28 protein-coding genes are annotated in these 24,547 nt (G+C 62.6%); 9 read left to right on the forward strand and 19 right to left on the reverse strand.

The annotated features are described in order from the left end of the window. Positions 1-77: 77 nt before the first annotated feature. On the reverse strand, positions 78-683 hold the full coding sequence (locus EJ075_RS02905; protein WP_126103278.1) for a TetR/AcrR family transcriptional regulator: 606 nt from the start codon (positions 681-683) through the stop codon (positions 78-80). Between the two features lie 104 nt (positions 684-787). Here EJ075_RS02905 and EJ075_RS02910 point away from each other — a divergent pair, with 104 nt between their 5' ends. Beyond that, entirely contained in the window at positions 788-2,221 is a 1,434-nt protein-coding gene (locus EJ075_RS02910) for an MFS transporter (protein WP_126103279.1), read from the forward strand. A gap of 13 nt (positions 2,222-2,234) precedes the next feature. On the opposite strand, the gene EJ075_RS02915 is transcribed toward EJ075_RS02910, so the two are convergent. Beyond that, positions 2,235-3,251, reverse strand: coding sequence for a polyprenyl synthetase family protein (locus EJ075_RS02915; protein ID WP_095484027.1), 1,017 nt, complete (start codon positions 3,249-3,251; stop codon positions 2,235-2,237). A 165-nt stretch (positions 3,252-3,416) separates the two neighbouring features. On the opposite strand from EJ075_RS02915, the gene EJ075_RS02920 reads away from it, so the two are divergent. From EJ075_RS02920 to moaB, 6 genes are all read left to right on the forward strand, one after another. Continuing rightward, positions 3,417-3,641, forward strand: coding sequence for a DUF2007 domain-containing protein (locus EJ075_RS02920; protein WP_095483967.1), 225 nt, complete (start codon positions 3,417-3,419; stop codon positions 3,639-3,641). Next, complete coding sequence (locus EJ075_RS02925; RefSeq protein WP_126103280.1) at positions 3,641-4,441, forward strand: tRNA1(Val) (adenine(37)-N6)-methyltransferase; 801 nt, start codon at positions 3,641-3,643, stop codon at positions 4,439-4,441. Before EJ075_RS02920 ends, EJ075_RS02925 begins: the two co-directional genes overlap by 1 nt. An 82-nt stretch (positions 4,442-4,523) precedes the next feature. Further along, positions 4,524-5,390: a S49 family peptidase gene (locus EJ075_RS02930; protein WP_126103281.1), complete on the forward strand. Its 867-nt coding sequence runs from the start codon at positions 4,524-4,526 to the stop codon at positions 5,388-5,390. Positions 5,391-5,473: 83 nt separating this feature from the next. Beyond that, on the forward strand, positions 5,474-5,659 hold the full coding sequence (locus tag EJ075_RS02935; protein ID WP_126103282.1) for a hypothetical protein: 186 nt from the start codon (positions 5,474-5,476) through the stop codon (positions 5,657-5,659). 25 nt (positions 5,660-5,684) lie between these two features. Continuing rightward, positions 5,685-6,587 carry a 4-(cytidine 5'-diphospho)-2-C-methyl-D-erythritol kinase gene (locus EJ075_RS02940; RefSeq protein WP_126103283.1) on the forward strand — a complete coding sequence of 301 codons (903 nt, stop codon included), beginning with the start codon at positions 5,685-5,687 and terminating at the stop codon, positions 6,585-6,587. Continuing rightward, on the forward strand, positions 6,574-7,131 hold the full coding sequence (gene moaB, locus EJ075_RS02945) for a molybdenum cofactor biosynthesis protein B (protein WP_126103284.1): 558 nt from the start codon (positions 6,574-6,576) through the stop codon (positions 7,129-7,131). The genes EJ075_RS02940 and moaB overlap by 14 nt, the downstream gene beginning before the upstream one ends. 53 nt (positions 7,132-7,184) lie before the next feature. Here the strand turns inward: moaB and EJ075_RS02950 are convergent, their stop codons facing one another. From EJ075_RS02950 to EJ075_RS03005, 12 genes are all read right to left on the reverse strand, one after another. Beyond that, positions 7,185-8,159: a hypothetical protein gene (locus tag EJ075_RS02950; protein ID WP_126103285.1), complete on the reverse strand. Its 975-nt coding sequence runs from the start codon at positions 8,157-8,159 to the stop codon at positions 7,185-7,187. A gap of 195 nt (positions 8,160-8,354) precedes the next feature. Beyond that, the gene (gene ugpC, locus EJ075_RS02955; protein ID WP_126103286.1) at positions 8,355-9,434 is read right to left on the reverse strand and encodes a sn-glycerol-3-phosphate ABC transporter ATP-binding protein UgpC; all 1,080 of its coding nucleotides are present in this window, start codon (positions 9,432-9,434) and stop codon (positions 8,355-8,357) included. Between the two features lie 16 nt (positions 9,435-9,450). Next, complete coding sequence (locus EJ075_RS02960; RefSeq protein WP_126103287.1) at positions 9,451-10,278, reverse strand: carbohydrate ABC transporter permease; 828 nt, start codon at positions 10,276-10,278, stop codon at positions 9,451-9,453. Continuing rightward, positions 10,275-11,147, reverse strand: coding sequence for a sugar ABC transporter permease (locus tag EJ075_RS02965; RefSeq protein WP_126103288.1), 873 nt, complete (start codon positions 11,145-11,147; stop codon positions 10,275-10,277). Before EJ075_RS02965 ends, EJ075_RS02960 begins: the two co-directional genes overlap by 4 nt. A 21-nt stretch (positions 11,148-11,168) precedes the next feature. Further along, the gene (locus tag EJ075_RS02970; protein WP_126103289.1) at positions 11,169-12,455 is read right to left on the reverse strand and encodes an ABC transporter substrate-binding protein; all 1,287 of its coding nucleotides are present in this window, start codon (positions 12,453-12,455) and stop codon (positions 11,169-11,171) included. Positions 12,456-12,519: 64 nt separating this feature from the next. Beyond that, positions 12,520-13,257 carry an SIS domain-containing protein gene (locus EJ075_RS02975; protein ID WP_095483958.1) on the reverse strand — a complete coding sequence of 246 codons (738 nt, stop codon included), beginning with the start codon at positions 13,255-13,257 and terminating at the stop codon, positions 12,520-12,522. Further along, a complete protein-coding gene (locus EJ075_RS02980) occupies positions 13,254-14,000 on the reverse strand; it encodes a GntR family transcriptional regulator (RefSeq protein WP_126103290.1) in 747 nt (248 codons plus the stop codon). Before EJ075_RS02980 ends, EJ075_RS02975 begins: the two co-directional genes overlap by 4 nt. A 66-nt stretch (positions 14,001-14,066) precedes the next feature. Then, a complete protein-coding gene (locus EJ075_RS02985) occupies positions 14,067-15,560 on the reverse strand; it encodes an FGGY-family carbohydrate kinase (protein ID WP_126103291.1) in 1,494 nt (497 codons plus the stop codon). A gap of 152 nt (positions 15,561-15,712) precedes the next feature. Continuing rightward, complete coding sequence (locus EJ075_RS02990; RefSeq protein ID WP_126103292.1) at positions 15,713-16,495, reverse strand: GntR family transcriptional regulator; 783 nt, start codon at positions 16,493-16,495, stop codon at positions 15,713-15,715. Between the two features lie 185 nt (positions 16,496-16,680). Beyond that, the gene (locus EJ075_RS02995) at positions 16,681-17,508 is read right to left on the reverse strand and encodes an MBL fold metallo-hydrolase (protein ID WP_126103293.1); all 828 of its coding nucleotides are present in this window, start codon (positions 17,506-17,508) and stop codon (positions 16,681-16,683) included. A 188-nt stretch (positions 17,509-17,696) separates the two neighbouring features. Then, complete coding sequence (locus EJ075_RS03000; protein ID WP_126103294.1) at positions 17,697-18,626, reverse strand: cyclase family protein; 930 nt, start codon at positions 18,624-18,626, stop codon at positions 17,697-17,699. 169 nt (positions 18,627-18,795) lie between these two features. Next, on the reverse strand, positions 18,796-19,302 hold the full coding sequence (locus tag EJ075_RS03005) for a glycosyltransferase (RefSeq protein ID WP_095483952.1): 507 nt from the start codon (positions 19,300-19,302) through the stop codon (positions 18,796-18,798). A 151-nt stretch (positions 19,303-19,453) separates the two neighbouring features. On the opposite strand from EJ075_RS03005, the gene EJ075_RS03010 reads away from it, so the two are divergent. Both EJ075_RS03010 and EJ075_RS03015 read left to right on the forward strand, forming a co-directional pair. Continuing rightward, the gene (locus tag EJ075_RS03010) at positions 19,454-20,608 is read left to right on the forward strand and encodes a PA0069 family radical SAM protein (protein ID WP_126103295.1); all 1,155 of its coding nucleotides are present in this window, start codon (positions 19,454-19,456) and stop codon (positions 20,606-20,608) included. A 155-nt stretch (positions 20,609-20,763) separates the two neighbouring features. Next, positions 20,764-21,459 carry a ribonuclease HII gene (locus tag EJ075_RS03015; protein WP_126103296.1) on the forward strand — a complete coding sequence of 232 codons (696 nt, stop codon included), beginning with the start codon at positions 20,764-20,766 and terminating at the stop codon, positions 21,457-21,459. 230 nt (positions 21,460-21,689) lie between these two features. On the opposite strand, the gene EJ075_RS03020 is transcribed toward EJ075_RS03015, so the two are convergent. The 5 genes from EJ075_RS03020 to EJ075_RS03040 form a co-directional block, all read right to left on the reverse strand. Beyond that, entirely contained in the window at positions 21,690-22,181 is a 492-nt protein-coding gene (locus tag EJ075_RS03020) for a F0F1 ATP synthase subunit B (RefSeq protein WP_126103297.1), read from the reverse strand. Between the two features lie 10 nt (positions 22,182-22,191). Next, the gene (locus EJ075_RS03025; RefSeq protein WP_126103298.1) at positions 22,192-22,791 is read right to left on the reverse strand and encodes a F0F1 ATP synthase subunit B; all 600 of its coding nucleotides are present in this window, start codon (positions 22,789-22,791) and stop codon (positions 22,192-22,194) included. 76 nt (positions 22,792-22,867) lie between these two features. Beyond that, complete coding sequence (locus EJ075_RS03030; protein WP_056103679.1) at positions 22,868-23,092, reverse strand: F0F1 ATP synthase subunit C; 225 nt, start codon at positions 23,090-23,092, stop codon at positions 22,868-22,870. Positions 23,093-23,170: 78 nt separating this feature from the next. Then, on the reverse strand, positions 23,171-23,929 hold the full coding sequence (locus tag EJ075_RS03035; RefSeq protein WP_095483947.1) for a F0F1 ATP synthase subunit A: 759 nt from the start codon (positions 23,927-23,929) through the stop codon (positions 23,171-23,173). Between the two features lie 72 nt (positions 23,930-24,001). Continuing rightward, positions 24,002-24,400, reverse strand: coding sequence for an AtpZ/AtpI family protein (locus tag EJ075_RS03040; protein ID WP_126103299.1), 399 nt, complete (start codon positions 24,398-24,400; stop codon positions 24,002-24,004). Between the last annotated feature and the right edge of the window lie 147 nt (positions 24,401-24,547).

Below are 24,547 nucleotides of genomic sequence, written 5' to 3' on the forward strand. Positions count from 1 at the left end.
CACCCAGTTTCGAAGTTGCTTGAGGATCTGCTGGCCGGGAAATTCCGTGCTGATTTCGCCCCCACGCTTGATAAAACTCAGGATTCTTGGACAAGTCTTGCGTCCAGCGACTGCATCGCCACGGTGATCAGAGCGTGCAGCCGCTCTTTCGGCACACCGTCGCGCGCCTGCACCGAGAGACCAAACAAGAGCGTGGTGTAGTAATCGCCCAAGGCCTCCGGGTCCGTGTCCGGTTTGAGCTCCCCGTCCCGAACGCCCTTTCTCAGGCGCTCGACAATCAGCGCATTGCGCGCTCGGCGACGTTCGGCCAGCCAATAAAGCACGCGATCGTTCTCGGCGGCACAGTTGGTCGCGGCCGTGACGACCATGCAGCCCTGCGGCAGATCCGGCCTCGTGTAGATTTCGATTGCATCACGCAGCAACCGCTCGACAAACCGCCGAGCGGTTGGCTCCTCGGCAAGCGCGCGGGTGGCGAAGCTTCCTTCTTTGGTCTCGTAGAGAACGACCGCTTCACGAAACAGGTCCTCCTTCGAGCCGAAGGCGGCATAGATGCGCGGCGAGGCCAAACCAAGCACCGATACGAGATCGGCCATCGAGGTGCCTTCGTAGCCGCGCGTCCAGAAGGCGTCGCGGGCCTTCTCCAGCGCCTGATCCCGATCGAACTCCCTTGGCCTTCCCGCCATTGCGACCTCCATTTTTTATCAATCAACAAATAATCCGCTTGACTTCGGATTGCAAACTCAATTCTTTGTCGATCGATAAAGAATCATCGACATGGAGATTTGACATGCGCTCACTCGATCAAGGCGCGCCGTTCGGCGCCGCGGCAGCAGGGGGGATCGGCGCGAAGCGCGGCGCCACGCTGGCATTGCTTGCCTTCGCCCAGCTCATCATCGCACTCGACCTCAACATCGTCTTCGTGGCTTTGCCGGAAATCGGCGCGGGGTTGGGCTTTTCGGGCCAGACCCTGCAATGGGTGGTCAGCGCCTACACCGTGTTCACCGGTGGCTTCCTGCTGTTCGGCGGCCGGGCTGCCGACCTGATCGGCCAGCGCCGTGTTTTCATCTTCGCGCTTTGGCTCTATGCGCTTTCGTCCCTGGTGGGCGGCCTCGCCTGGTCGCCGGAAGTGATCATCGCGGCCCGTGCGGTGCAAGGCATCGGCGCCGCCTTCCTGTTCCCGGCCACGCTGTCGCTGATCAATCGGCTGTTTGCCGAGGGGCCGGAACGCAATCGGGCGCTCGCGGTCTGGGGCGGCGCCGGAGCGAGCGGCCTCACGCTCGGCTCGCTGGCGGGAGGCCTTCTCACCAGCGCCTTCGGCTGGCCTTCGGTCTTCTATGTCAACGTGCTTTTGGCCGGGGTCGCCATCATCGCGGCGTTCGCCATCATTCCGCGTGACCGCAAGCGGCATGAGCACCGCAGCTTCGATCTGCCGGGCGCGCTGACCGTCACCACCGGCGCGACGCTGCTTGTCTTCACGCTGGTTCAGGGCCCCGAATATGGCTGGGGGTCGACTGCGATCATCGTCAGCGCCGCACTGGCGGCACTCTTCCTGATCGCCTTCGCGGTGATAGAGGCGGAGAGCGCCGATCCGCTGATGCCGCTGCGCCTGTTCCACAACCGCAGCCTGGTCGCCGGCATGACAATCACCTTCCTCTTCATGGGGACTTTCGGCGCCCTGCCCTACTTCCTCACCGTGCTGCTGCAGAACGTGCATGGCTTCACCGCCTTGCAGGCCGGCCTTGCGTTCCTGGTGCCATCGGTCGCCATCGCGGTCGGCACGCAATTCGGTGAACGCCTGGCAACGCGTTTTTCGACACGCGCCACGCTGGTCGGCGGCATGGTCATTGGCGCGATCGGGACGGCCTTGATGGTATCAGGCGCATCCGCAGACAGCCTCTATCTATCCCTCGTGCCCGGCCTGATCATCTCCGGCGTCGGACAAGGCATCGTCTGGACCGCCATGTGGATCGCCGCCGCCTCGGGTGTTTCCCACGACGAACAGGGCGTCGCGTCGGGAATGGCCTCCACCATGCTCAATGTCGGCAACGCGATCGGCATGGCGGTGTTGATCGCGATCGCCAACCGCCATGTCGGCGGATTGGCCGGTGATGCCTTGAAGATCGCTGTTGCCGACGGCATCCAGGTCGCCTTCTGGCTCGCTGCGGCAGGCATCGCCGTCAGCCTGTTCGCCGCAATGGTGCTTCCGGGGAAACCAAGATGAGGAGCGGCGCCTCTCAGTTCACCCGGCTGATGCAGAAATCGATGACGTCGATCAGCGCCGATTTCTGCGGCGTCGCTTCGAGCGGCGCCAGCGCGTCGCGGGCGATCTCGCCGAAATGGCCGGCGCGCCCGATAGTGTCGGCGATCGCCCCGTGACGGGTCATCAATCCGATCGCCTTTTCCAACCCGGCGTCGTCGATGACATTGTCCTCGATGGCGCGCTTCCAGAAGGTGCGTTCGGCCTTGGTGCCGCGCCGGTAAGCGAGGATCACCGGTAGCGTCACCTTACCCTCGCGGAAGTCGTCGCCGACATTCTTGCCCAGATCCTTGCTGGTGCCGCCATAATCCAGCGCATCGTCGATCAGCTGGAAGGCAAGGCCGAGATTCATGCCATAGGAGCGCAGTGCCGCGCGATCGTTTCGCGTCGCCTGGGCGATAACCGGACCGACCTCGGCGGCCGCCGAGAACAGCGCCGCCGTCTTGGCCTTGATCACGGCGAAATGCTCATCCTCGGTGGTTTCGAGGTTCTTGGCGGCAGCGAGCTGCATCACCTCGCCCTCGGCAATGATCGAGGCAGCACTCGACAGGATATCGAGCGCTTCCAGCGAGCCGACATCGACCATCATGCGGAAAGCCTGGCCAAGCAGGAAATCGCCGACCAGCACGCTTGCCTGGTTGCCCCAGATCATGCGGGCGGTCTTCTTGCCGCGCCGCATGCCGCTCTCGTCGACGACGTCGTCGTGGAGGAGCGTGGCCGTGTGCATGAACTCGACCGATGTGGCGAGCTTGACGTGACCCTCGCCGGAATAGCCGAACATCTGGGCGGAGGCGAGCGTCAGCATCGGCCTCAGCCGCTTGCCGCCCGAAGAGATCAGGTGGTTGGCAATCTCCGGGATCATCTCGACGTCGGAACCGGCCTTCGACAGGATCAATTTGTTGACGCGCCCCATATCGGCCGCCGTCAGGTCGATGAGATCCTTGATCGAGGCAGCTTCCCGCTTCCCGTTTTCGATGTTGAGAACGACACCCACCACAAACACTCCCGTCTATAAGTCACGCGCACGACGGCACCCTGATCCCGCCACAGACTCTAGGGCGGTACCCACAGGCACGGCAAGAGGCGATTTGGCGCGGTCGAGATGGCGACGGGAGCCACCCACATTTACATAAACGCTGCAACCTGCGAGTTTCGTCCGATGATAGAGCTTATCCGCACCAACGATGCCGTGATCATCTCCTTTGTCGAATCGCTGATGCGCGATGCCGGCATCGGCTGTTTCGTCGCCGACCAGAACATGAGCGTGCTCGACGGCTCGATCGGCATCCTGCCCCGGCGCATCATGGTCGAAGCCGATCAGGCCGATGCGGCGCGGCGCATCCTGACGGATGCCGGCATCGCCAACGAGATCCGCCAGAAATAATGTCCGCAGCGCGCGCCACCCTTGTCCAGGATACGCCGGCCCATACGGTCGATGCCTTCCATCGCGGACGGTTCTGGCTGGTTCAGCCGAAACAGGCCGGCCATCGCGCCGGCATGGACGCCATGATGCTGGCGGCTGCCGTGCCGTCCTCCTTCGCCGGCCGCCTTGCCGATTTTGGCGCGGGTGCTGGCGCCGCAGGCCTGGCGGTGCTGTCGCGCTGTCCTGATGCCAAGGCCGTGCTCATCGAACGGTCTCCGGAAATGGCGGCGTTCGCTGCAACGACGCTTGCCCACCCCGGCAATGCGCATCTCAACGACCGCGCCTCGGTGCTCACCGCAGACGTCGCGCTGTCTGGCCAGGCGCGAACCGCCGCCGGACTTGCCGACAACTCCTTCGATTTCGTCATCATGAACCCGCCCTTCAACGCCGCGGAGGATCGCGCCACGCCCCACCCGCTCAGAAAGGCGGCGCATGTCATGGAGGACGGGCTGTTCGACAGCTGGATCCGAAGTGCGGCTGCTGTGGTCAGGCCGCGCGGCGGTCTTGCCGTGATTGCCAGGCCCGATCAGCTCGGCGCCATCCTCGATGCGATATCAGGCCGCTTCGGCGATGCCGAGATGCTGGCCGTCCACCCTCGCCCCGAGGCAGCGGCGATCCGCATCGTCGTCAGGGCGATACTCGGGGCACGCGGAAAACTGTCGATCCGCCCGCCGCTGATGCTGCATGCGCTGTCGGGCGACGGCCCAACGGAGCGGACCGAGATGATCAACAACGGACTGGCTTCGCTGTTCGGCGACTGACCTTTTACCTGCCGGCGTCCGCGGGCATTGCCGTTGGCCGGCGAATCCCTACATGCCTTCAGGCTCATTGACCGGAGATCCCGTGAAACGCTTTCTCAACCGCCTGCTGCCGAAATCCTGGCGCTCCGACATCGTCGTCATTCCCGTCATCCGGCTGCACGGCACCATCATGGCCGGTGGCGGCCAGTTCCGGCCGAGTCTTTCGCTCGCGTCCACCGCCGGCCCTATCGAGAAGGCGTTTTCCTTCGAAGCCCCCGCGGTCGCCATTTCAATCAATTCGCCAGGCGGCTCGCCGGTACAATCGCGGCTCATCTTCAAACGTATCCGCGACCTGGCGGCCGAAAAGAACAAAAAGGTTCTGGTCTTCGTCGAGGACGTGGCGGCGTCGGGCGGCTACATGATCGCGGTCGCCGGCGACGAGATCTTTGCCGATCCGTCCTCCATCGTCGGTTCGATCGGCGTGGTGTCGGCTTCGTTCGGCTTTCCCGAGCTGATGAAGAAGATCGGCATCGAGCGCCGCGTCCATACCGCCGGCCAGAACAAGGCGGTGCTCGATCCGTTCAAGCCCGAGAAAAAGGAAGACATCGAGCGGCTGAAGGCGCTGCAGCTCGATGTCCACGAAACCTTCATCGACCTCGTCAAGGACCGGCGCGGCACCAAGCTCAAGGACGACCCGGACCTGTTCACTGGTCTGTTCTGGACCGGCAAGAAAGGGCTGGAGCTCGGCCTTGTCGACGCGCTCGGCGACATGCGCAGCGTGCTGAAGACCCGTTTCGGGCCGAAAACCCAGCTCAAGCTGATCACGGCGCCACGCGGCCTGTTCGGCCGGTTCGGCTGGTTCGGCTCAAGCAAGGGGGGCTTTTCAGCGCCCGATATCGCCGCTGCTGCCGCAAGCGGCGTGATCGATGCGGCGCAAGAGCGCGCGCTATGGGCTCGCTTCGGGCTTTGAAAAATTGGTGAAACCGTCTAGCATGATGCGTCAAACGACCCGACCGGACCCCTGTGCCGGCCTTGCGAGGGAGGAGTTTTGATATGCCGCAGATCATTTTCTTTGTCCTCGTTGGCGTCGTCGCCTATGTCGGCTATCGCTCCTTTGTCAGGGAAGCCGAGCGCGTGACGGCCAAGATACGGCGCACCGAAAAGCAGGCTACCAACGGCTCAATGGGCACGCTGGTCAAGGACCCGAAGACCGGCGAATACCGTCTGGCCAAGGACTGACATCATCCCGCTCGCGACTGACACAGTGGATTCCGGCATCACCGTCCGGGCATTGCATGCGCATGCCAAGATAAATCTCGCGCTGCACGTCACCGGCAGGCGCGCCGACGGCTATCACACGATCGAGAGCCTGGCGGTGTTCACGCGCTTCGGCGACAGGGTCGAGATCGAGCTCGCCGACAGCGACGGGTTTTCCGTGTCGGGCCGATACGCCTCCGCGGTCCCGCTCGACGACAGCAATCTGGTCGTCAAAGCGCGCGACGCGCTGCGGAAGCGGGCCGGTCTCCAACATGCGCCGCCGGTCGCCATCAGGCTCGAAAAGAACCTGCCGGTCGCATCCGGCGTCGGCGGCGGCTCGAGCGACGCCGCAACGGTGCTGCGCGGGCTGGCTGAGACGTGGAGACTGGACCTCGACGAAGCCGAACTGGCGCGGATCGGCCTCTCGCTGGGCGCCGACGTTCCCATGTGCCTTACGGCAAAACCGCTGATAGCGCGCGGTGTTGGTGACGAGCTGTCGGCCGTGCCGGGCTTTCCCGCACTCGGGCTGGTCCTCGTCAATCCCGGCATCGCCGTCTCCACGGCCGAGGTGTTCAACGCGCTTTCCCATCGCGACAATGAGGGATTGCCGCCGCTGCCGCGCAGCCTCGACTTCCACAGCATCCGCAATTGGCTGGAGATCACGCGTAACGATCTCGAGCCCGCTGCACGGGCGATCCAACCCGCCATCGGCAAGGCGCTTTCTGTGCTCAACAAAGCCGGAGCGGGGTTCGCCCGGATGTCCGGTTCCGGCGCGACCTGCTTCGGGCTGTTCGAGACCGGCAATGTGGCCAAGCGCGCGGCCGTCGATATTCGCAGCCGCCATCCCGACTGGTTCGTCGCCGCAACGCGAAGCATGACATCGGAGGCTGACGCACATGGTCAGGATTGACGAGAGCCGCTCCTTCATACCCGTGCGCATCGCGGTGCTGACCGTTTCCGATACCCGCGGCCTCGCCGACGACAAATCCGGCCAGACGCTGGCCGACCGCATCGTGGAGGCCGGCCATGTCCTGGCCGACCGCGACATCGTCACCGACGACCGCCAGAAAATTCGCGACAAGGTTCTGGGCTGGTCGAAGGATGAAGCGATCGATGTCGTCATCACCACCGGCGGCACCGGCTTTACCGGCCGCGACGTGACGCCGGAGGCGCTGGAGCCGATCTTCGAAAAGCGCATGGACGGCTTTTCCGAAGTGTTCCACCGCATTTCCTACGACAAGATCGGCACTTCGACGATCCAGAGCCGTGCCACCGGCGGCGTCGTCAACGCGACCTTCGTCTTCGTGCTACCGGGTTCGCCCGGCGCCTGCAAGGACGCCTGGGACGGCATTTTGAAGCCGCAGCTCGACTACCGGCACATGCCCTGCAACTTCGTCGAGATCATGCCGCGCCTGGACGAACATCTGCGGCGCGGCGGCACCAAGACAAGTTAGGCCAAGTTCCGGAAAGGCTGCTTCTGGGCTTTCCCAAAAATCAGCGGCAAAGATCAGCGGATGACGGGCTCACCGTGGAACCGCCGCCGTGAGGGCGGCGAAACGCCGAAGCCGACTTCCATCATCAGCCGCGGTTTGCGCGTCGGCACGGTGCCCATGTGGAAGCCGAAGGGATCCTCGACAAAGCCCGAACCCGCCTCGCCGGTCAGCGTAATCGGGCTCTTCGCGCCGTAGACCTTTAGAACCTCTTCCGCCGGATGGCCGACGAGAAGCGTCATCTGGTGCTTGAGGATGCGGCGATTGTGGCTGCCGCGGACATAGACATGCGGACCGGTCTCGGTATCGACCGGATTGAGATAGAAGAAGAATTTCAGCATCCGCCAATCGTCGAGATCGAAGTGGTATTTGCCAAGCGACGCCAGGTTCTTCTCGGCGTCGGAGACGGAGCTCGTCGGAAAGCTCCACCAGACGCGCGTGGTGATCAGCTTCGCCTGGCTGCCGAGATAATGGGCGGCGATGTCGAGAAGCAGCGGGTCGCGCTGCACGGTAAGCGCGGCATTACAGTCGAGGATCCGCTCGAAAAAGTGCCCGCTGAGCAAGGGACGGCCGAAGTGCTTCTCGGCGTCGGCATGCTCGGCCGGCAAGAACTCCAGCCGACGGTCGAAATTGCCGAAGCAAGGCGTGCGCTGCGCAAAGCTGGCGATCTCTTCGTGGATCGACGACGGCAGGGCAAGCCCGGAAAACAGGCCGTCCGAGCGGAGCGCGCGCACCGCCGCATCACGATCGACGCTGGTGAACATCGTTTCCTGGGCTTTTTGCGCCGGTCGAACCGGTTTTGCGCCACGCCAATGCAGCCGCCGCGCCGGCATGGTGCGTGCCAGCATGAACATCGGCAGCCATGCCGGATTCTCGCGAAGGTCCGACAGATAAGTCGGAATCCGCACGGCAATGCGGCGCAGCAGGCTGCCGTTTCGAGCGATTGACTCGAGGCTTGCAGCACCGGACTTGTCAGGGCTTGAAAAGGTCATCGGTATCCTCAGCTATGAGGGCAGCGTCGACAAAGCGTCGGTCGCTCACCGCTCCGGCGTCACCCAAGCCCATCCGCCCACAACGGAAGAATGGTAACCCTAGGCTAGATTTTGTGCAATGCACAATAAAAGGGAGACCTCGCAATTTCTCTGGGGGAATGATGCTCGCCCCATCAACTCACCCAGAGCCGACACTTACAATCGAACGCCGTCGGCGCCGAACAGAAACGCGCGTTGGAACCCGAAGATTTCCGTTTTGCCGATTTCGAAACGATCCGCGTCACGGCTTTCAACGGTGATCATCGAGCCGCTAGCGAGCAAAGCATGGCCGTAGGTGACGCCGCCCAGGCGCTCGACAAGGGAGATCTTGCCAGAAAGCGCCCCAGTCGCGCCTTTGGCGGGCACAAAATGCTCCGGGCGAATGCCGAGGCTGACAGATGTTCCCAGTTTCGGCGGCGCGCCGCGTGTGGCAACGGCCATGCCGACGAGGCCGGCCTCCGGCGCCGTGACCACAGCCCGTCCGTCTTCGACAGCCATGACCGTGGCCGGGACGAAATTCATCCGTGGTGAGCCGATGAAGCCTGCCACGAAACTGTTGTCGGGATTCTCATAAAGCTCCAGAGGGGCGCCGACCTGCTCGATGCGACCGGCGCGCAGCACGACGATACGGCTGGCCAGCGTCATTGCCTCGATCTGGTCGTGCGTGACATAGATCATGGTCGTGCCGAGTTCCTGATGCAGCCGGGCGATCTCGATGCGCATCTGCACACGCAGTTCGGCGTCGAGGTTCGACAGCGGCTCATCGAACAGGAAGACGCCCGGCTGGCGCACAATCGCGCGGCCGATGGCAACGCGTTGGCGTTGGCCGCCGGAAAGCTCGCGTGGCTTACGCTCGAGATAGGCCTCCAGGTGCAGTATCTTCGCCGCTTCCGCCACCTTGCGGTCGATCTCCTCCTTGGGGCGTTTGGCCATCTCCAACGGAAATCCCATGTTGGTGGCCACAGTCATGTGCGGGTAGAGCGCATAGGTCTGGAATACCATGGCTATACCGCGCTTGGCTGGATCCTCGTCGGTGACGTCGCGCCCGCCAATCAGGATACGCCCGTCGGACGTTCTTTCCAGCCCGGCGATCATACGCAGAAGCGTTGATTTGCCGCAGCCGGAGGGGCCGACAAAGACGACAAACTCACCATCGGCGACGTCAAGATCGACACCGCCGATAACCTCCGTTTCGCCAAAGCACTTCTTGACCGACTGAAGTGATAGACCCGCCATAGTTCTTCCCTCGAGCCTATTTCACGGCGCCATCGGTAAGGCCGGAGACGAACCAGCGGCCGACAAGGGCGAAGAGTGCGACGACCGGAATGATGGCTGCCGTGGCGCCGGCAAGCAGGAGGCCCCAGTCGATCTGATACTGGCCAATGATGCCGGCAAAGCCGACCGGAATGGTGCGCCTGGCATCCGACACGATCAATACCGAGGCGAACAGGAACTCCGTCCAGGACGAGATGAACGCGAAGATTGCGACGCTGGCGATGCCCGGCGCAATTAGCGGCATCAGGATCCTGATCAGAATGGTGGTGGTGGGTGCTCCATCGACGACCGCCGCCTCCTCGATCTCGCGCGGAACGGTCGCCAGGAATGAACGCATCATCCAGATCGAGAACGGCAATGCGAAGGCAACGTTGACGATAACCAGCGCCACGGGGCTGTCGATCAGCCCGACCTTCGCGAACAGGCCGTAGAGCGGGATCAGCACCACCACGCCAGGGAAAGCGTAAGCGAGCAGGATCGTCTTGTAGAGCGCGTTGCGGCCCGGAAACTCCATGCGAAAAAAGGCATAGGCGGCAGGCAAGGCAAGCAACACCGTGAAGGCCGTGGAAAACAGCGCCACAACCATGCTGTTGAACAGATAAATCGGGAAATCCGAAGCCTGCAGCAGCTTTTCGAAATGTTGAAGGGTAAAGCTGTGCGGCACCATCGTGGGCACACGCTGGATGATTTCCTTCGGCAATTTGATGGAGCCGGTCAACACCCACCAGAACGGCAGACCGATCGCGAGAACAAGGACCAGAACGCCGCCATAGAGCGAAAGTGACTGGCCGAAAGTACGCCTCATCGATCCGCCTCCGCCGCCGTCATGGCTCGTGTCGTCAAAAAGGCAAATCCCATCAGGAGGATGCTGGTGAGAACGGAAATCGTTGCAGCTTCGCTCAAACGATAGCCCTTGAAGGCGGTTTCATAGATGAGCACAGGCAATGTCTGGGTTGCGCTGGACGGGCCACCCGCGGTGAGCAGCCAGATCACATCGAAGACGTTGAAGGACAGAAGCGTGCCGATGACGCCGAGCACCATCAGCGTCGGTTGCAGCAACGGCCAGGTGATGCGCTTGAAACGCTGGAAGGTGCCAGCGCCATCAATCCGCGCCGCCTCGTAGAGATCGCCAGGAATGCGCATCAGGCCAGCCAGCATCATCAGTGTGGTGAATGGAAACCAGCGCCAGGAATTGATCATGATCAGCGTGGTCATGGCGCCTTCGCGCGTGGCGAAGAAACCAACCGGACGCTCGATCACGCCGGCCTGGATCAGCAGAGGGTTGATCATGCCGCCCGACGAGGAAAGCAACCACCGCCAGATGATGACAACGACCACGGTCGGCACAATCCATGTGAGAATTATCCAGGTGCGTGCGATCCGGACGCCGGGAAATTTCTGATTGAGGATAAGCGCCGCTGCCAGCGCCAACAAAGTCTGCACCACCGCGTTGGACAGCACCCAGACGACACTGCGGCCAAGCGCCCGCCAGAAGCCGGCGCCGCCGAGGATCGTCGCATAGTTGCCGAGCCCAATGAAGTGGCCTTCAGAGCCGATCACGCCGACATCCTGAAAGCTCAGGATAGCGGCTTGAACGAGCGGCCAGCCGAGAACCGCCAGCAGAAAGAGGAGCGCCGGCGAAACGAACGCAAAAGCGAGCGTCGTGTTCTTCATGAGCGTTCCCCGGCTTGCCCGCTATTTGGCGGCGATTTCGGACATCCGCGCCTGCCCGGCCTTGACGGCATCGGCGGCGCTCTGACCGTCGACAACAACGCGCTGCAAGGTCTCGGCGATCACATTCTGAGCCGAGATGGCGCCGATCGACGGAAACACCTTGCCGGTGGTGAAGCCGAAGAGCTTGCCGGTTTGCGAATTGGCAATCATGGTTTCGACCTGGGACTTGTATTTAGTCACGGTCTTGTCGCTCCAGAATGATTCCGCCTTGGCGCCGTCATTAGTCACCGGCAGGAACAGGCCTGGCTCCATTGTGAGAAAGCGACCGTAATTTGCAGGTTCAAGCAACCATGTGAGAAACACCTTGGCGGCTTTCTGCTTCGCCTCATCCTTTGTCGTCAGCATGATGGCGTTCGAATAGGAGATGGTCGCCGACGCGCTCTGCTCGTCGGCATGCGGAACGGGCGCCACGCCGAGATCGGCGGCGTCACCTTCGGCCTGCGTTTCGTAGGTGTTGATGACACCGAACTGCAGGATCATGCCGCAGCTGCTGTTTGCAAAGCATGCCTCCGCCTCCCCCCATGTCCACGTGCTGTTGTCGGGTGGCGAAAACTTGGCAAGCTTGCTGTAGAAATCGTAAGCCTTGACGGTTTCCGGCTTGTCGAAAGCAATCGAGCCGTCGTCATTGTAGAGATCGCCGGCACCGCTGTTGACCATGAAGCTATAGACGGTTTGGTCCGTATAGAGCTGCTTGTTGGCCGGAAGACCGATGCCGGATTTGCCATCGGTGCTGAGCTTCTCGGCGGCCGCCTGCCACTCGCTCCAGGTCTTCGGCACCTCGACGCCTGCCGCTTTCAGCACGCTGTTGCGGTACCATAGCGAGATCGCCATGTTGTAGGCCGGCACGGCCCAAACATGGTCGTCGTATTTATAGGGCGCGAGGGTCGCCTCGACGAAGCCATGCTTGCTGTCGAGGTCCTTGACCAGATCGTCGACCGGCACGACCACATCGATGCCTTTCAGGACTGTTGTGAAATCGGGAATGGTAAAGAGAAGGTCCGGACCGTTTCCGGCGGCGAAGGCCGCCGGCGCCTTAGCGTAGACCTCACCCCAGCTTTGCGGCTCCTGCTTGACCTGGATGTCGGGATGGGCGGCGTTGAATTCGTCGAGCAGTTCCTTCATGCGCTGCACGCGGTGCGGCGGCTGCTCCATATGCCAGACCGTCAGGTCGACCGGCTCGGCATAGGCGGTGCCGGCAAGAACTGTAGCGGCGAAGCCGGCGATCGTCAGAAATCTCGTAGGGCTCATTATCATATTCCTCCCGTTGCTCCGAGACTCCCGTTGAGTCCGGAATCCCTGTGTCCTGGAATTCTCAAAGATGCGGATTGCGCGGTCGATAACGATCAACCAGCGCCTCGTTGACCTCCTTGGCGCCCGGCATATTGGCGCTGAGATAAATGGGTGCGGCGCCACCAGCCGACTGCAGACGCGCAGCTGCTTCGACGAACACGGCGTTCATCAGCGCTGCCCCAATCGAGGTTGACACCGGGCCGACACGCAATTTGCTTCCCGGCAGGTTGATGGTGGCGTCGCCAGGAGGCGCACCATTGTCAAGGACGATGTCGGCGACGTCGGCGAGCCGCGTCCGCCCTTGGGCAGCAACCTTCGAATAGGCTTCCGAGGTGATCGCGACAACGGTCGCTCCGATTGTCTTGCCGATCAGCGCAGCCTCCACGGTGGCCGTATTGACGCCGCTGTTAGACACGACGATCAGCACATCGTTTGGCCCGATCGGATAGCGGGCGAATATGGGCGCGACGATGCCCGACATTCGCTCGAATACAGTGCCCGCGACCGCACCTTCATGCACCATGGTCGTAGCGGCGAGGATCGGCACGGTCAGCGCCAGCCCACCGGCCCGGTAGTGCGCCTCTTCGGCCATGGTGTGGCTATGGCCGGTGCCAAAAACATAGACCAGCCCGTCAGCCTTGGCCGTGCGCTCGACGGCGGCGGCGGCGAGCGCGATCGCTTCGGCATTGTCGTCGTATAGACGACCGATACGAGTAGTGAGGTCGGCTAAATAAGCGGCAGCAGTCGGCGTTTTGGTCATGTGTCTGTTCCGAGCGTCAGATTGACGCGCATCACGAAGCAGTCGCCGCGATAGACCGCCCGGACGTATTCGATCGGACGGCCCGTCGCGTCGAGCGTGCGGCGGGTGAGAAAGAGAACCGGACTCTGCAGCGAAATACCAAGTGAGGCAGCACTGGCCGCATCCGGATGCGCGGACCAGAGCTTCTGCTCGGCTTCGCTCGGGTAGAGGCCATAGTCCTCTCGCAGCACGCGATAGAGCGAATCCGTGCTGAAATCCGCGCGTTCCAGCAGTTTCGGCGCCAGCGCCGCCGGGATTTCGGTGCGCTCGAGGCCAACGGGCTCGGCATCCGCCAGACGCACACGAACCAAGCGATGGACCGGCGCATGCTCTGCAATGCCAAGCGCCGCCGCCGCTTCCCGATCCGCCGCGCCGACGCCTGCATCCAGCACGATGCTGGAAGCCAAGCGGCCGCCGCGATGCATCTCCTCGGTAAAACCGCTCAGAGTACTGAGCTGCTGTTCGATGCGCGGATGGGCGACAAAGGCGCCTCGGCCGGTACGCGTCTCCACCAAGCCGCGCCGTTCGAGAAGCTTAAGCGCCTGGCGAGCCGTCATTCGGCTCGCGCCGAGCTCCTCGGCCATCTGCCGCTCCGACGGCAATCTTTCGCCGACCTTCAGCGCACCGGATGCTATCTGCGCCGCGAACGAGCTCGCGATGCGTTGATAAAGCGGCACATGATCTGCGGCGACGATTGAAGGCATGAACAGGTTAAACCAGAATTTCTCGTGGTATGTACCACCTGAAACAACTTTGTAGAGCTTTTCCGGCTATCTGCGCAAGCTGCTGTCGCGGCGGGCGCGATAATTAGCGAAGGCGCGGTCCCAGGCCGGCTTCACGGAACCGTCCGGCTCATGGCGGCGCTGTATCTGCCGGGTCGCCTTCGACGCTTCGCGGATCGAACCGAACTGTCCAATGGCTGTCGCAGCGAGGAGAGCTGCTCCCCTGGCACCAAATTCGGTCCCGGCCGGGACGAGAACAGTGATGCCGAGCGCGTCGGCGATCATTTGGGTCCACATCAGGCTGCGCGCTCCGCCGCCGGTCAGCAGGATTTTGTCGCCGGTGCCTTCCAGACCTTGGTACAGATCGCGCATCGCCAGCGTCACACCCTCATAGACGGCCCGGATCATGTGAGGCCGCCCGTGTCGGGGTGCGAGACCGTAAAAACCGGCACGCGCCTCGTGGTCAACCACCGGCGCAATGATGCCGCTCTCGCTGAGATATGGCAAATAGGTCACGCCCTCATTGCCGATAGGTAGCGGGGCGATCATCGCCTCCATCCGCGCGTAGAGATCGGGTTCCCCGGCTAGGTCGGGCAACAGCGTTTCGATAGCCCAGTCAAGGTTGAGCGTGCCGGCCACGTTGACCATCGCGCGAAACCAGTTCTCGCCGGGCAGGGTAAAAAGCAGGCCCAGGTTGGGTGGCGTGAACACGGGCTGATCGGAGACGATGCCGACCATGCAGGTCGTACCGAGAACGGCCATCGCCATCCCGCTTTCGAGTGCGCTCGCGCCAATGACCGTCGCCGGGACATCGCCAGCGCCGATCGCCACCGGCGTGCCTTCCCTCAGGCCGGTAGCGGCTGCTGCCGTGGCCGTGACGAAGCCGCCTATGGTTTCGGAATCTGCTGCTGGCGGCAGCTTGTGCGCCAGGTCGGCGACTTCGAACAATGCAAGCATTTCAGGGCTGTGGTCGCGCTGTCGCGCGCTGCCTGGCGCCACTGCAGCTTCCGTGCGATCGGTGGCTACCCGTCCGGTCAGTTTCAGGCGCAGGAAATCCTTATAGCCGAAGACATGTGCCGCCCTGCCCAGCACATCTGGCTCATATGTTCGCAGCCAAGCAAGTAGCGGCAACGTGCAGCCCTGCTGCAATACGCAGCCATCCGACTGAAAGATCCTTTGATAGAAATCCGGCACGTCGGCCGCCCGCCGTTCCAGCAAATCCTGCGCCCGGCTGTCTTCCCAAACGATGCCGGGACGCAAGGCACTGCCGGTATAATCGACCAGCCATGCCCCTACCATGGCCGCCGACAGACCCACGGCGGCAATATCGTTTCCCACGATACCGGCGTTGGCGAGAGCTGCACGGATCGCCTCGCTCACCGCGTTCCATGCAAGGACAGGATCGAGTTCCGACCAACCCGGATAGGGTCTTTGCAAACGGATGCGACGAAATCCCATGCCGAGCTGTTGGCCTTTTTCGTCGAATACCGCGACTTTGGTTACGGACGAGCCCGCGTCGATGCCAAGGAAATAACTGGTCATGAATTGGTCTTATCTCTGATGGCACGCAATGCTGGCTGCTCCACGGCCGCCGCGGTTCCGATTCAATCGTGGCCGGACATCAGTGCGCACCTGTTTTATTTTCATGAAGGGCTTCGCTGATGGCGCCGGGATCGCCTGGCAGCTACCATATTTCATCTGCCCAGCCCGAGCTCAGCAACGAAATCGTAGGCGTCGCCGCGAAAAATCGACCGACTGGATTCAACGACGACGCCATCCTCCCTCCGGGTTATCCGGTAGATGTCGAGCGCTGCAGCGCCCGTCGGTGCGTTGAGAAGGCGGGCGCTCTTTTCGTCGAGGTTGATCGCCGAGAAACGCTGAACGGCCTTGACCGGAACATGACCAAGATCGCGCAATGTCCGGTAGAGGGAGTCTTCGATCTGCTTCGGGTCGGGCAGGATAGCAGCCGGAATCAATGAGGTTTCCAACGCAATGGGCTCTTTATCCGCCAGCCGCAGCCGGCACATCCGAACGACAGACCCGCCATTGGGCATTTCGAGCCGGCGCGCCTCGTCGGCATTCGCCACGCTAAGGTCGCGCTCCAGCCACAGCGTGCCTGGCGACCGTCCGCGCGAGGTCATGTCTTCGGAGAAGGAATAAAGTCGGCTCAAGCTTTGCACGACGCGCTCGCGCGTCCCCGAAACATACGTTCCGCTGCCATGTCGCTGGGTAATCAGACCTTGGCGGACAAGTTCAGCCATCGCTCTACGCACGGTAACCCGCGAAATGCCAAGTTCAAGGGCAAGCTCACGTTCGGGCGGAAGAACGGCGCCCGGTTTCAAGGTGCCCGAGGCGATCGCGTCGACTAGGGCTGCCTGCAGGCGCCTATAGACCGGCGCATCACTTCCATTGCTCTGCGCAGCAGCAAAAAATTCGAGGAATGTCACGCCTGGGACCCATAGCGATAATACCAACATGATACCAATTTTCGCGATGACCGCAACAACCAGAGTGGCACGTCCGGAAGCTGCCCTCGTTAGTCCTATCGGCCCGCAGAGTGGAGGGGCAGCTAACTCTGCCCCCTGAAGCCAAACGACAGCGAGTGTTTTGAGCGAGTGGAAAGAAGAGGTTGCGCACGGCGGAGAAGATCGAGACGAAGCGATCAGACCCCTTCGAGGATGATGATCGTCGGCCGGTCGGGCAGCGTCTTCAGCGAGACCGTCAGCGACCGGCCGGAGAGGAATTCCACCGCGAAATCGTCACCCATCCTACCTGTGAACTCACTGATCGGGGTCGAATGGCGATGCATCGGCAGGATCATCGATGAATAGAGCCGCGCGGTGATTTCGGTCATCCGGTCGAGCGACAGCGTCATGCCGCCGTCGATAGGCACCATAAGGACGTCGAGCCGGCCAATGGCGCCATAATGCGCGTCCTCCAGCCGGTGGTGCAGATGGCCGAGATGGCCGATGCAGAGCCCCGCCACTTCGAAGATGAAGATGGAGTTGCCGTCCTTGCCGAGATCGCCGCCATTGCGGATATCCGTCGGCACGTTGCGGATGTAGACGTCATCCACGACAAGAGCGTGGCGCGCCGGACCGCCGTCCGGATTCCAACCGCGCAGCACATATTCGATGGCGGGATCCGGATGGTCCGAATAATGGGTGCGGTGGGCCTTGTTCATGGTCACCACGCGCGGCAGCGGGTCAGCGCCGTAGACGCCGGAAAAGTCGGTGGCGATCCTGACGCCGGCGGGTGTCTCGATGATGTAGGTCGAATGGCCGGCATAGGTGATCGTAACGTCGCCGTCGACGAAGGCCTCGGCCAGCATAGGCGTCTGCGCCTTTGGCGCTGTGAAGCTGGCATAGGTGGCCGACGGCAGCGCTTGCGCGATCGCAACGCATCTCGACGGCGGCGGCTGTTCCTGGGCCGAAGCGATGAGCGGCCAGAAAGCCAGGGTCAGCAGAACGGCGGCAGATAGGCGGAGCATGGCTGCCTCCCGTGGCAGAACTGGCGCCACGCCACGATAGCGCTAACGATTACGATGGCTATCGCCGGGAAAGTCACGTTTTCGCGAGCGCCGGAGGGGCTGAACGTCTGAACCGATTGTCGCGACTTGCGCGACAATCGCGTGAAATGGGACGCGCCATGGCCCGGCCGCCCGGATATCGCCAGCGATCAGGGCGTCGGGCGGAAGACGCCGTTCTCGTCGCGCTTGAGCGGCGCGGTTTGCCGGGAAAGCGGCGCACCGGGCGCTTCGGTGACCGAAACACCCTCCGTCCAATCGGCGGGTGCAATAGCGATGTAACGCGCATATCCGCCTGACCCGCCGAGCGGCTTGGCAAAGCCGATTGTAACCAACGCCCCGGCCTCCGGCACCTTGTCGAGGTTTGCAACGCCTTCTGCCTGGGTGAAATCGTTGTGAAGCAGCCAATGTTCGCCTTCGAGATTGGGCGTGGTGTCGGTGTCGAGCGGCTCATGGCCATGAAACAGAATCTTCCGCTCCAGATGCAGGAACTTCAGCGCGTCCAAACTGACGCCTGGAAACGGCTTCTGGTTGAAGCGGGCGGCATCGGACCATTTCTTGTACCAATCCGAACGCACGAAGACGACCGAACCTTCCGGTATGCGGCCGTGCTCCTTTTCCCACTCTTCGATGTCGGCGATCTGAAGGTGATAGCCTTCGTCAGTCTGCACCTTGCCGCTGATGTCGATCACGACGAGCGGCCGCACGGCATAAGTGGCCGGCAGGTCGCTGATCGTTGCACCGAGTGGGTTCCAGTGGGAGGGCGGATCGAGTTGCGTGCCATATTGGTCCGTCGTCAGCTCGTAGGCGGTAGCGACGAACCCATGCTTGTCGTAAGTGAACTCTTCGCCGGCCTTGACGTAGCCCTCGATGTCCCGACCGGCGACAGTCGGTTGGAACTTGGCATTGGCGAAGCCCGGCCATACAGGCTGCACCGGCTCGAAGGCATGGGTCAGATCGATGTACTTGGCCGATTTGAGCGTGTTCTCATAAACTGACCAAAGGGACGACTCCTGCGCCGACGCGATCGCCGGCACTGACCAAGCTGCTGCCAGCAAGGCGATACGAACGAATAGATACATTCATCTGCAATCTCCCCGAAATGTTGCCAAGTATCGCGAGTTTCCCGCACGGCGACAAGCGTATGCATTCCTCCCAGGAGGGTAGCTGCAATACGGCTTCCACCAAGCCGCTTTCCGCCCACGGCTTGCGCGCCGCCTAACCCAGCAAGCTACGGCAGAGGAAGGCCCCTCATTTCGCCGGCGCCACCCAGATCTCGGCGTCGAGCCGCTTGGTCGCAAGGCCGCGCGCGATGGCTTCGGCGCTGCGGGCGTTTTTCGACAAGGCCGCGGCCTGACGCTTGCTGATCACCAGCCCTTCGGCCAGTGCCCGGTTTCCCGAAAAGACCCGCGACAGGAACGGCACGCGGCTGCCGCGCGCCCTCGAGAACCGCGCCGGCATGGTTTGCCTGGCCGTGTGGGCGGCCACCTCGTCGATCCAGCCTTCCGCCAGCCGCGCGCCCGGCTCCAGCAGCAGCAGCCAGTCGCCCTTTGCCTGCCTGATACCGGCAGCAACGCCGCCGCTCGCCACAAAAAGGCAGCCGGCATGTTCAGCAACGCGGTGCGTCTGGTCGGTCGAGCCGCCGTCGCAGACGACGACATCGCGCACCACGCCCTCGACCGCGCCGCCGATCAGCGAGGCGAGCGTGCGGGCAAGTCTCTCTTCGTCATTCAGGGTCTGGATGAGAACGCTGAGCATCGTTAGCCGAATAGCGGAAAGCCGAACGCGACGCCAGTTTTTGCGTCGCGTCATAAAAAAGTTCTTGATTTGTTCTCATCGGCAAAATAGGATTATTTTCATGAACAGAGCGAATCGACAGCCAGCCGACAGTCCCTGGGAGAGGGCGAAGATGGAACAGATCGTACGTGCCGACATTGCCGCCTTCGGGGCCGGAAGAGCCGAGATGGCCAATGCAATGATCGAGCAGAGTGGCGTCCGCGTCCGCCCCGACCGCAATCGCGGCCGGTCCGCCGGCATCAACCCGTCCGGCCGGTTCGAGCCGGTCAGCCGGCATGTGTTCGACGATGGCTGGAATTCGCTGGAGGAGCTGCCGCCCTTCAAGACCGAGGTGCAGGTCGAGAAGCCGCGCACCATCATCACCCGTAACGAGTCGCCCGACATTTCCTTCGACCGCTCGATCAACCCCTATCGCGGCTGCGAGCATGGCTGCGTCTATTGCTTTGCCCGGCCGACGCACAGCTTCATGGGCCTGTCGCCAGGGCTGGATTTCGAATCGAAGCTGTTCGCCAAGCCGGATGCGGCGCGGCTGCTCGACAAGGAACTGTCGAAGGACGGCTATCAGCCGCGCACCATTGCCATCGGCACCAACACCGATCCCTACCAGCCGATCGAGAAGCAGTACCGGATCATGCGCGAGATCCTCGAAGTTCTGGAGGCGCGCGGCCACCCGGTCGGCATCGTCACCAAATCCGCGCTGGTGACGCGCGACATCGACATTCTGTCGCGCATGGCCGAACGCGGGCTGGCCAAGGTGGCGCTGTCGGTGACGACATTGGACCGGATGTTGGCCAGAACGATGGAGCCACGTGCGTCGACGCCGACCAAGCGGCTTGAGGCGATCAGGCAGCTTTCGGATGCCGGCATTCCGACCTCGGTCATGGTCGCTCCGATCATCCCTGGCCTGACCGATCAGGAGATGGAACGCATCCTCGATTCGGCACGTGCAGCAGGAGCGCGCGAGGCCGGTTATGTCGTGCTGCGCCTGCCGTTGGAGGTCGCGCCGATTTTCAAGGATTGGCTGCTGCGCCATTATCCGGACCGCTACCGTCACGTCATGTCGCTGATCCGTTCGATGCGCGACGGCAAGGATTACGATTCGGATTGGGGCAAGCGCATGAAAGGCGCCGGTCCCTATGCCTGGCAGATCGGCCGGCGCTTCGAGATCGCCGCCAAACGGCTTGGCCTCAACGCCGAGCGGCGGTCGCTCAGGACCGATCAGTTCGTCGTCGCGGCCAAGGCAACCGAGCAACTGATGTTGCTGTGAAGACATCATGTGCCGCCGGCGCCGGCGGCACATAAAGAGATCCCGTCCGGCCTGTCTTGTCCCCGGGCTTGCAGACGGTGCCCTCTAGGTCCGGTGCCCCGCCCGACCCGGAGGGGCTTGCGGAGAATCGGAGCCAATGCGAACCTCGCCGCAACATGGCTCGCGCGCGCTCTGATTCTCCGCTTCTCTTCGAAATCGTCGAGAGACCCGATTTCTCCTTCGAGACGAAGGCGATGGCCGAAGGCCTGTGGCCGGTGGCGGGAATGGACGAGGCTGGCCGCGGCCCGCTCGCCGGGCCGGTCGTCGCGGCAGCGGTGGTGCTCGATCCCGCCAACATTCCCGATGGCCTCGATGATTCCAAGCGCCTCGGCCATCTACAGCGCGAGGCGCTGTTCCTGAAAATTCTTGGCTCCGCTCTTGGTGTGTCGATGGCCTCGGTCAGCGCGGAAGGCATCGATGGCAGCAATATTCTCAAGGCCAGCCTCGAGGCGATGCGCCGCGCTTTGGTCGGGCTGTCAGTGCAACCAAAGCTGGCCCTCGCCGACGGCCGCGACGTGCCACCCGGGCTGCCCTGCGAAGGCAGAGCGCTGATCAAGGGCGACCAGCGCTCGCAGTCGATTGCTGCCGCCTCGATCGTCGCCAAGGTGATGCGCGACCGCATGATGTGCGGCTGCGGCAGCCATCACGCGCATTACGGTTTCGAGGCTCATATGGGCTATGCCACCGTCCGCCACCGAACGGCGATCGAGGTGCATGGACCGGTGGCGCGGCTGCACCGCGCGTCCTTCGCACCGTTCCGGCTTGGCGGCACCGAAGTGCTCGACGAAGAGGGCCTTGCCGGCCTGGATTGAGGCAGCGCCAAATCTCCCCCCTTGAGGCGCCAAAGGCGACAGAGGGGGTCGCTTCAGCTGGCGCGACGCCATCTGGGGCGAAGAGAAGGCTGGCGCTTCACGCGCGGCTACCCCCTCTGGCCTGCCGGCCATCTCCCCCTCAAGGAGGGAGATTACGCGCTCGCCCGCCCGCACAAAAAAAGCCGCTAGGTTTCCCAGGCGGCTTTCGATGAACTTCTCGATGAAATCGCTTAATTCAGCTTAGACTTAACATCCTGAAGCGAGGCCTTGAACAGGTCGGCGCCGGCCTTGGCGTCGATCTTGCCGGCGAGCAGCGTGCGTGCGGCTTCGACGGCGATATCGACGGCACTGGCGCGCACCTCACCGATCGCCTCGCGCTCGGCCTGACCGATCTTCAATTCGGCAAGCGCGGTGCGCCGGGCGACATAGTCCTCGGTCTTCTGGTGCGCCTCGGCGGCCAGCATGTCGGCCTCGCGCTTGGCGGCGGCGACGATGTCGGCGGCCTCCTGCTCGGCTTCCTTGCGCTTGCGCTGATATTGGCCGAGCAGTTGCTGGGCCTCCTCGCGCAGCCGGCGCGCGTCCTCAAGCTCGTTGCTGATCTTGTCGGCGCGGGCATCGAGCGCCTTGGCGATCAGCCCCGGCACCTTGATGTAGACGGCAATGGCCAGAAAAATGACGAGGGCAACAGTGGCCCAAAGCGTCGCGAGTGATGTGGCGTCCATGATGCGCTCCTCACCGGGCCACGGATTTGACGGCTGCCGCGATCTCGGCCTTGCTGGCCTTGCCGCCGACAAGCGCCTCGACGATGGCCGAAGCGGTGTCCTCGGCGATCGTGCCGACTTCCTTCATGGCATTGGCCTTGATGGACGAAATGCGGGCCTCGGCCTCGCCAAGTTTTTTGTCGAGGGCAGCCTCGACCTTCTTGCGGGCGGCCTCGGCTTCCACCTTGGCGGCATCGTTGGCCTGCTGCCCGATCGCATTGGCCTTGGTCTTGGCTTCCGCCAGTTCCTGCTCATAGGCGGCAACGGCGGCATCGGCCTCGCCCTTCAGCCTGGCGGCATGGTCGAGGTCCTGGGTGATGCGGTCGTTGCGGACATCGATGATGCCGCCGACACGCGGCATCACCACCTTCTTGAGGAACAGATAGAACAGCCCAAAGGTGATCGCCAGCCACAGAAGCTGCGACGGGAATGTCGCCGGATCGAATGGCGGGAACATGCCGTGCGCCTCGGCAGGCACGCCGGTGCCGGAATGCGTTTCGCCTTCCGTGCCGGTATGGCCGCCTTCGACGGCGGGCGCGGACTCTTGCGCAAAGGCAGATGTCACGAACATGGACTATTCCCTGATATCAGGCCCGCCGCTGATTGCGGCCGGCCCGTCCAATTCCCAATGTTAGCCGAACAGGGGCTCAGCCGAACAGAGCCAGAAGCGCGATGAGAAGGGAGAAGATGCCCAGCGCTTCCGTCACGGCGAAGCCGAAGATCAGGCGGCCGAACTGGCCATCCGCGGCCGACGGGTTGCGCAGCGCGCCCGCCAGATAACTGCCGAAGATGTTGCCGAGGCCAATACCGGCGCCACCCATGCCGAGGCATGCGATGCCGGCGCCGATGTACTTTGCTGCTTCTGCTTCCATTTGTTCAACTCCTTTGGATCTAAAATTCCGTTGCAATTCCATCCGGCAGCAATGCCGGAAACTCTTGGCCAGCCTGGGTCAGTGCCCGGGATGCAGGGCGTCGTTCAGATACATGCAGGTCAGCACGGCAAAGACATAGGCCTGCAGGAAGGCGACCAGCAGTTCCAGCGCCGTCAGCGCCACGGCCATCGCCAGCGGCAGGACCGATCCGGCAATGCCAAGCGTGCCAAGCGCGCTCAAGCTCACCACGAAACCCGAGAACACCTTCAGCGTGATGTGGCCGGCCAGCATATTGGCGAACAGACGCACCGAGAGGCTGACCGGGCGCGAGACGAAGGAAATCACCTCGATCAGCACCACCAGCGGCAGCAGGTAGACCGGCACGCCATGCGGCACGAACAATTTCAGGAAACCAAGGCCGTGCTTCATGAAGCCGTAGACGACGACCGTTCCGATCACCAGCGCAGCGAGGCCGAAGGTGACGATGATGTGGCTGGTGACGGTGAAGAAATATGGGAAAAGACCGAGCAGATTGGCAACGAGCACGAACATGAATAGCGAAAACACGAGGGGGAAGAACTTCATGCCCTGCGTTCCGGCTGCGTCCCTCAGCATGTTGCCGACGAATTCGTAGGCCATTTCCGAGACCGACTGAAGACGGCCGGGAACGAGGCTGCGGCTCGAGGTGGTGAGATAGAGGAACGCCGACGCAACGGCGACGGTCGCGACCATGAAAAGAGCCGAATTGGTGAAGGACAGGTCGTAGCCGCCGATCTCGATCGGAATCAGCTTGTTGATATGGAACTGGTGGATCGGATCGACCTTGTCAGCAGCCACTTTAATTCCCCATCAAAGCCGCACGCGGCTTGAGTGTCTTTGTTCACTGCGCCGGCAAGCGGCGCCTCAAGTTCATTCTTTCGGATCGCGCGTTTTGTCGCCCTGTCCGAATTCCGCCATAAGCCCTGCGGAACGCAGGACGTTGAGCACGCCGGCGCCAAAACCCAGCAGCAAAAAAACGATCAGACCCCATGGCGATGTCCCCGCCACACGGTCGATGATCCAGCCGAGACCTGCACCAACCACTATCCCGGCGATGAACTCGCTGGACAGCTTGAGCGCCTGGCCATATCCGGCCGCACTGCCCGCTTTCGCGTCGTCTTTCCCCTCGAGCCGGTTCGGCCGCCTTGTCGCAAGCGATGCTTCAAGGTCGCGCCGGCGGCGCTCAAGATCGTCGTCGCGGATGTCGGCTTGACGCTGTTTGCCGCGGCCGGTTTCTCCGGTTCCGTCTGGCCCATTCTTGTCGGCCATCGCAACCCCCTTGCCCGGTCAGATCGTCACCGTCCGTCCGCTCTTAAGTCGCCGGCAACATAGTTAGAGGGTCCGCGCCCGTCAAGCCACGGGCGGAACTTCAGCCCCAAGTATTTTCCCTATTGAAATCAATGATTTGCCAGGGTG

The sequence above is a fragment of the Mesorhizobium sp. M6A.T.Cr.TU.016.01.1.1 genome (genome assembly GCF_003952585.1).
Taxonomy (GTDB): Bacteria; Pseudomonadota; Alphaproteobacteria; order Rhizobiales; family Rhizobiaceae; genus Mesorhizobium; species Mesorhizobium mediterraneum.

Excerpts from the sequence above, each read along its gene's own strand:
- EJ075_RS02980 (WP_126103290.1), bottom strand. The coding sequence starts at position 14,000 with ATGCCTTCAATCGTCGCCGCAGATCATGTGCCGCTTTATCAACGCATC.
- EJ075_RS02970 (WP_126103289.1), bottom strand. The coding sequence starts at position 12,455 with ATGAGCCCTACGAGATTTCTGACGATCGCCGGCTTCGCCGCTACAGTT.
- EJ075_RS02995 (WP_126103293.1), bottom strand. The coding sequence starts at position 17,508 with ATGCTCCGCCTATCTGCCGCCGTTCTGCTGACCCTGGCTTTCTGGCCG.
- EJ075_RS03005 (WP_095483952.1), bottom strand. The coding sequence starts at position 19,302 with ATGCTCAGCGTTCTCATCCAGACCCTGAATGACGAAGAGAGACTTGCC.
- EJ075_RS02985 (WP_126103291.1), bottom strand. The coding sequence starts at position 15,560 with ATGACCAGTTATTTCCTTGGCATCGACGCGGGCTCGTCCGTAACCAAA.
- EJ075_RS03015 (WP_126103296.1), top strand. The coding sequence starts at position 20,764 with ATGGCTCGCGCGCGCTCTGATTCTCCGCTTCTCTTCGAAATCGTCGAG.
- EJ075_RS03030 (WP_056103679.1), bottom strand. The coding sequence starts at position 23,092 with ATGGAAGCAGAAGCAGCAAAGTACATCGGCGCCGGCATCGCATGCCTC.
- EJ075_RS02910 (WP_126103279.1), top strand. The coding sequence starts at position 788 with ATGCGCTCACTCGATCAAGGCGCGCCGTTCGGCGCCGCGGCAGCAGGG.
- EJ075_RS02965 (WP_126103288.1), bottom strand. The coding sequence starts at position 11,147 with ATGAAGAACACGACGCTCGCTTTTGCGTTCGTTTCGCCGGCGCTCCTC.
- EJ075_RS02960 (WP_126103287.1), bottom strand. The coding sequence starts at position 10,278 with ATGAGGCGTACTTTCGGCCAGTCACTTTCGCTCTATGGCGGCGTTCTG.
- EJ075_RS03020 (WP_126103297.1), bottom strand. The coding sequence starts at position 22,181 with ATGGACGCCACATCACTCGCGACGCTTTGGGCCACTGTTGCCCTCGTC.
- EJ075_RS02990 (WP_126103292.1), bottom strand. The coding sequence starts at position 16,495 with ATGTTGGTATTATCGCTATGGGTCCCAGGCGTGACATTCCTCGAATTT.
- EJ075_RS02950 (WP_126103285.1), bottom strand. The coding sequence starts at position 8,159 with ATGACCTTTTCAAGCCCTGACAAGTCCGGTGCTGCAAGCCTCGAGTCA.
- EJ075_RS02905 (WP_126103278.1), bottom strand. The coding sequence starts at position 683 with ATGGCGGGAAGGCCAAGGGAGTTCGATCGGGATCAGGCGCTGGAGAAG.
- EJ075_RS02920 (WP_095483967.1), top strand. The coding sequence starts at position 3,417 with ATGATAGAGCTTATCCGCACCAACGATGCCGTGATCATCTCCTTTGTC.
- EJ075_RS03025 (WP_126103298.1), bottom strand. The coding sequence starts at position 22,791 with ATGTTCGTGACATCTGCCTTTGCGCAAGAGTCCGCGCCCGCCGTCGAA.
- EJ075_RS03010 (WP_126103295.1), top strand. The coding sequence starts at position 19,454 with ATGGAACAGATCGTACGTGCCGACATTGCCGCCTTCGGGGCCGGAAGA.
- ugpC (WP_126103286.1), bottom strand. The coding sequence starts at position 9,434 with ATGGCGGGTCTATCACTTCAGTCGGTCAAGAAGTGCTTTGGCGAAACG.
- EJ075_RS02925 (WP_126103280.1), top strand. The coding sequence starts at position 3,641 with ATGTCCGCAGCGCGCGCCACCCTTGTCCAGGATACGCCGGCCCATACG.
- EJ075_RS03000 (WP_126103294.1), bottom strand. The coding sequence starts at position 18,626 with ATGTATCTATTCGTTCGTATCGCCTTGCTGGCAGCAGCTTGGTCAGTG.
- EJ075_RS02975 (WP_095483958.1), bottom strand. The coding sequence starts at position 13,257 with ATGACCAAAACGCCGACTGCTGCCGCTTATTTAGCCGACCTCACTACT.
- moaB (WP_126103284.1), top strand. The coding sequence starts at position 6,574 with ATGGTCAGGATTGACGAGAGCCGCTCCTTCATACCCGTGCGCATCGCG.
- EJ075_RS03040 (WP_126103299.1), bottom strand. The coding sequence starts at position 24,400 with ATGGCCGACAAGAATGGGCCAGACGGAACCGGAGAAACCGGCCGCGGC.
- EJ075_RS02935 (WP_126103282.1), top strand. The coding sequence starts at position 5,474 with ATGCCGCAGATCATTTTCTTTGTCCTCGTTGGCGTCGTCGCCTATGTC.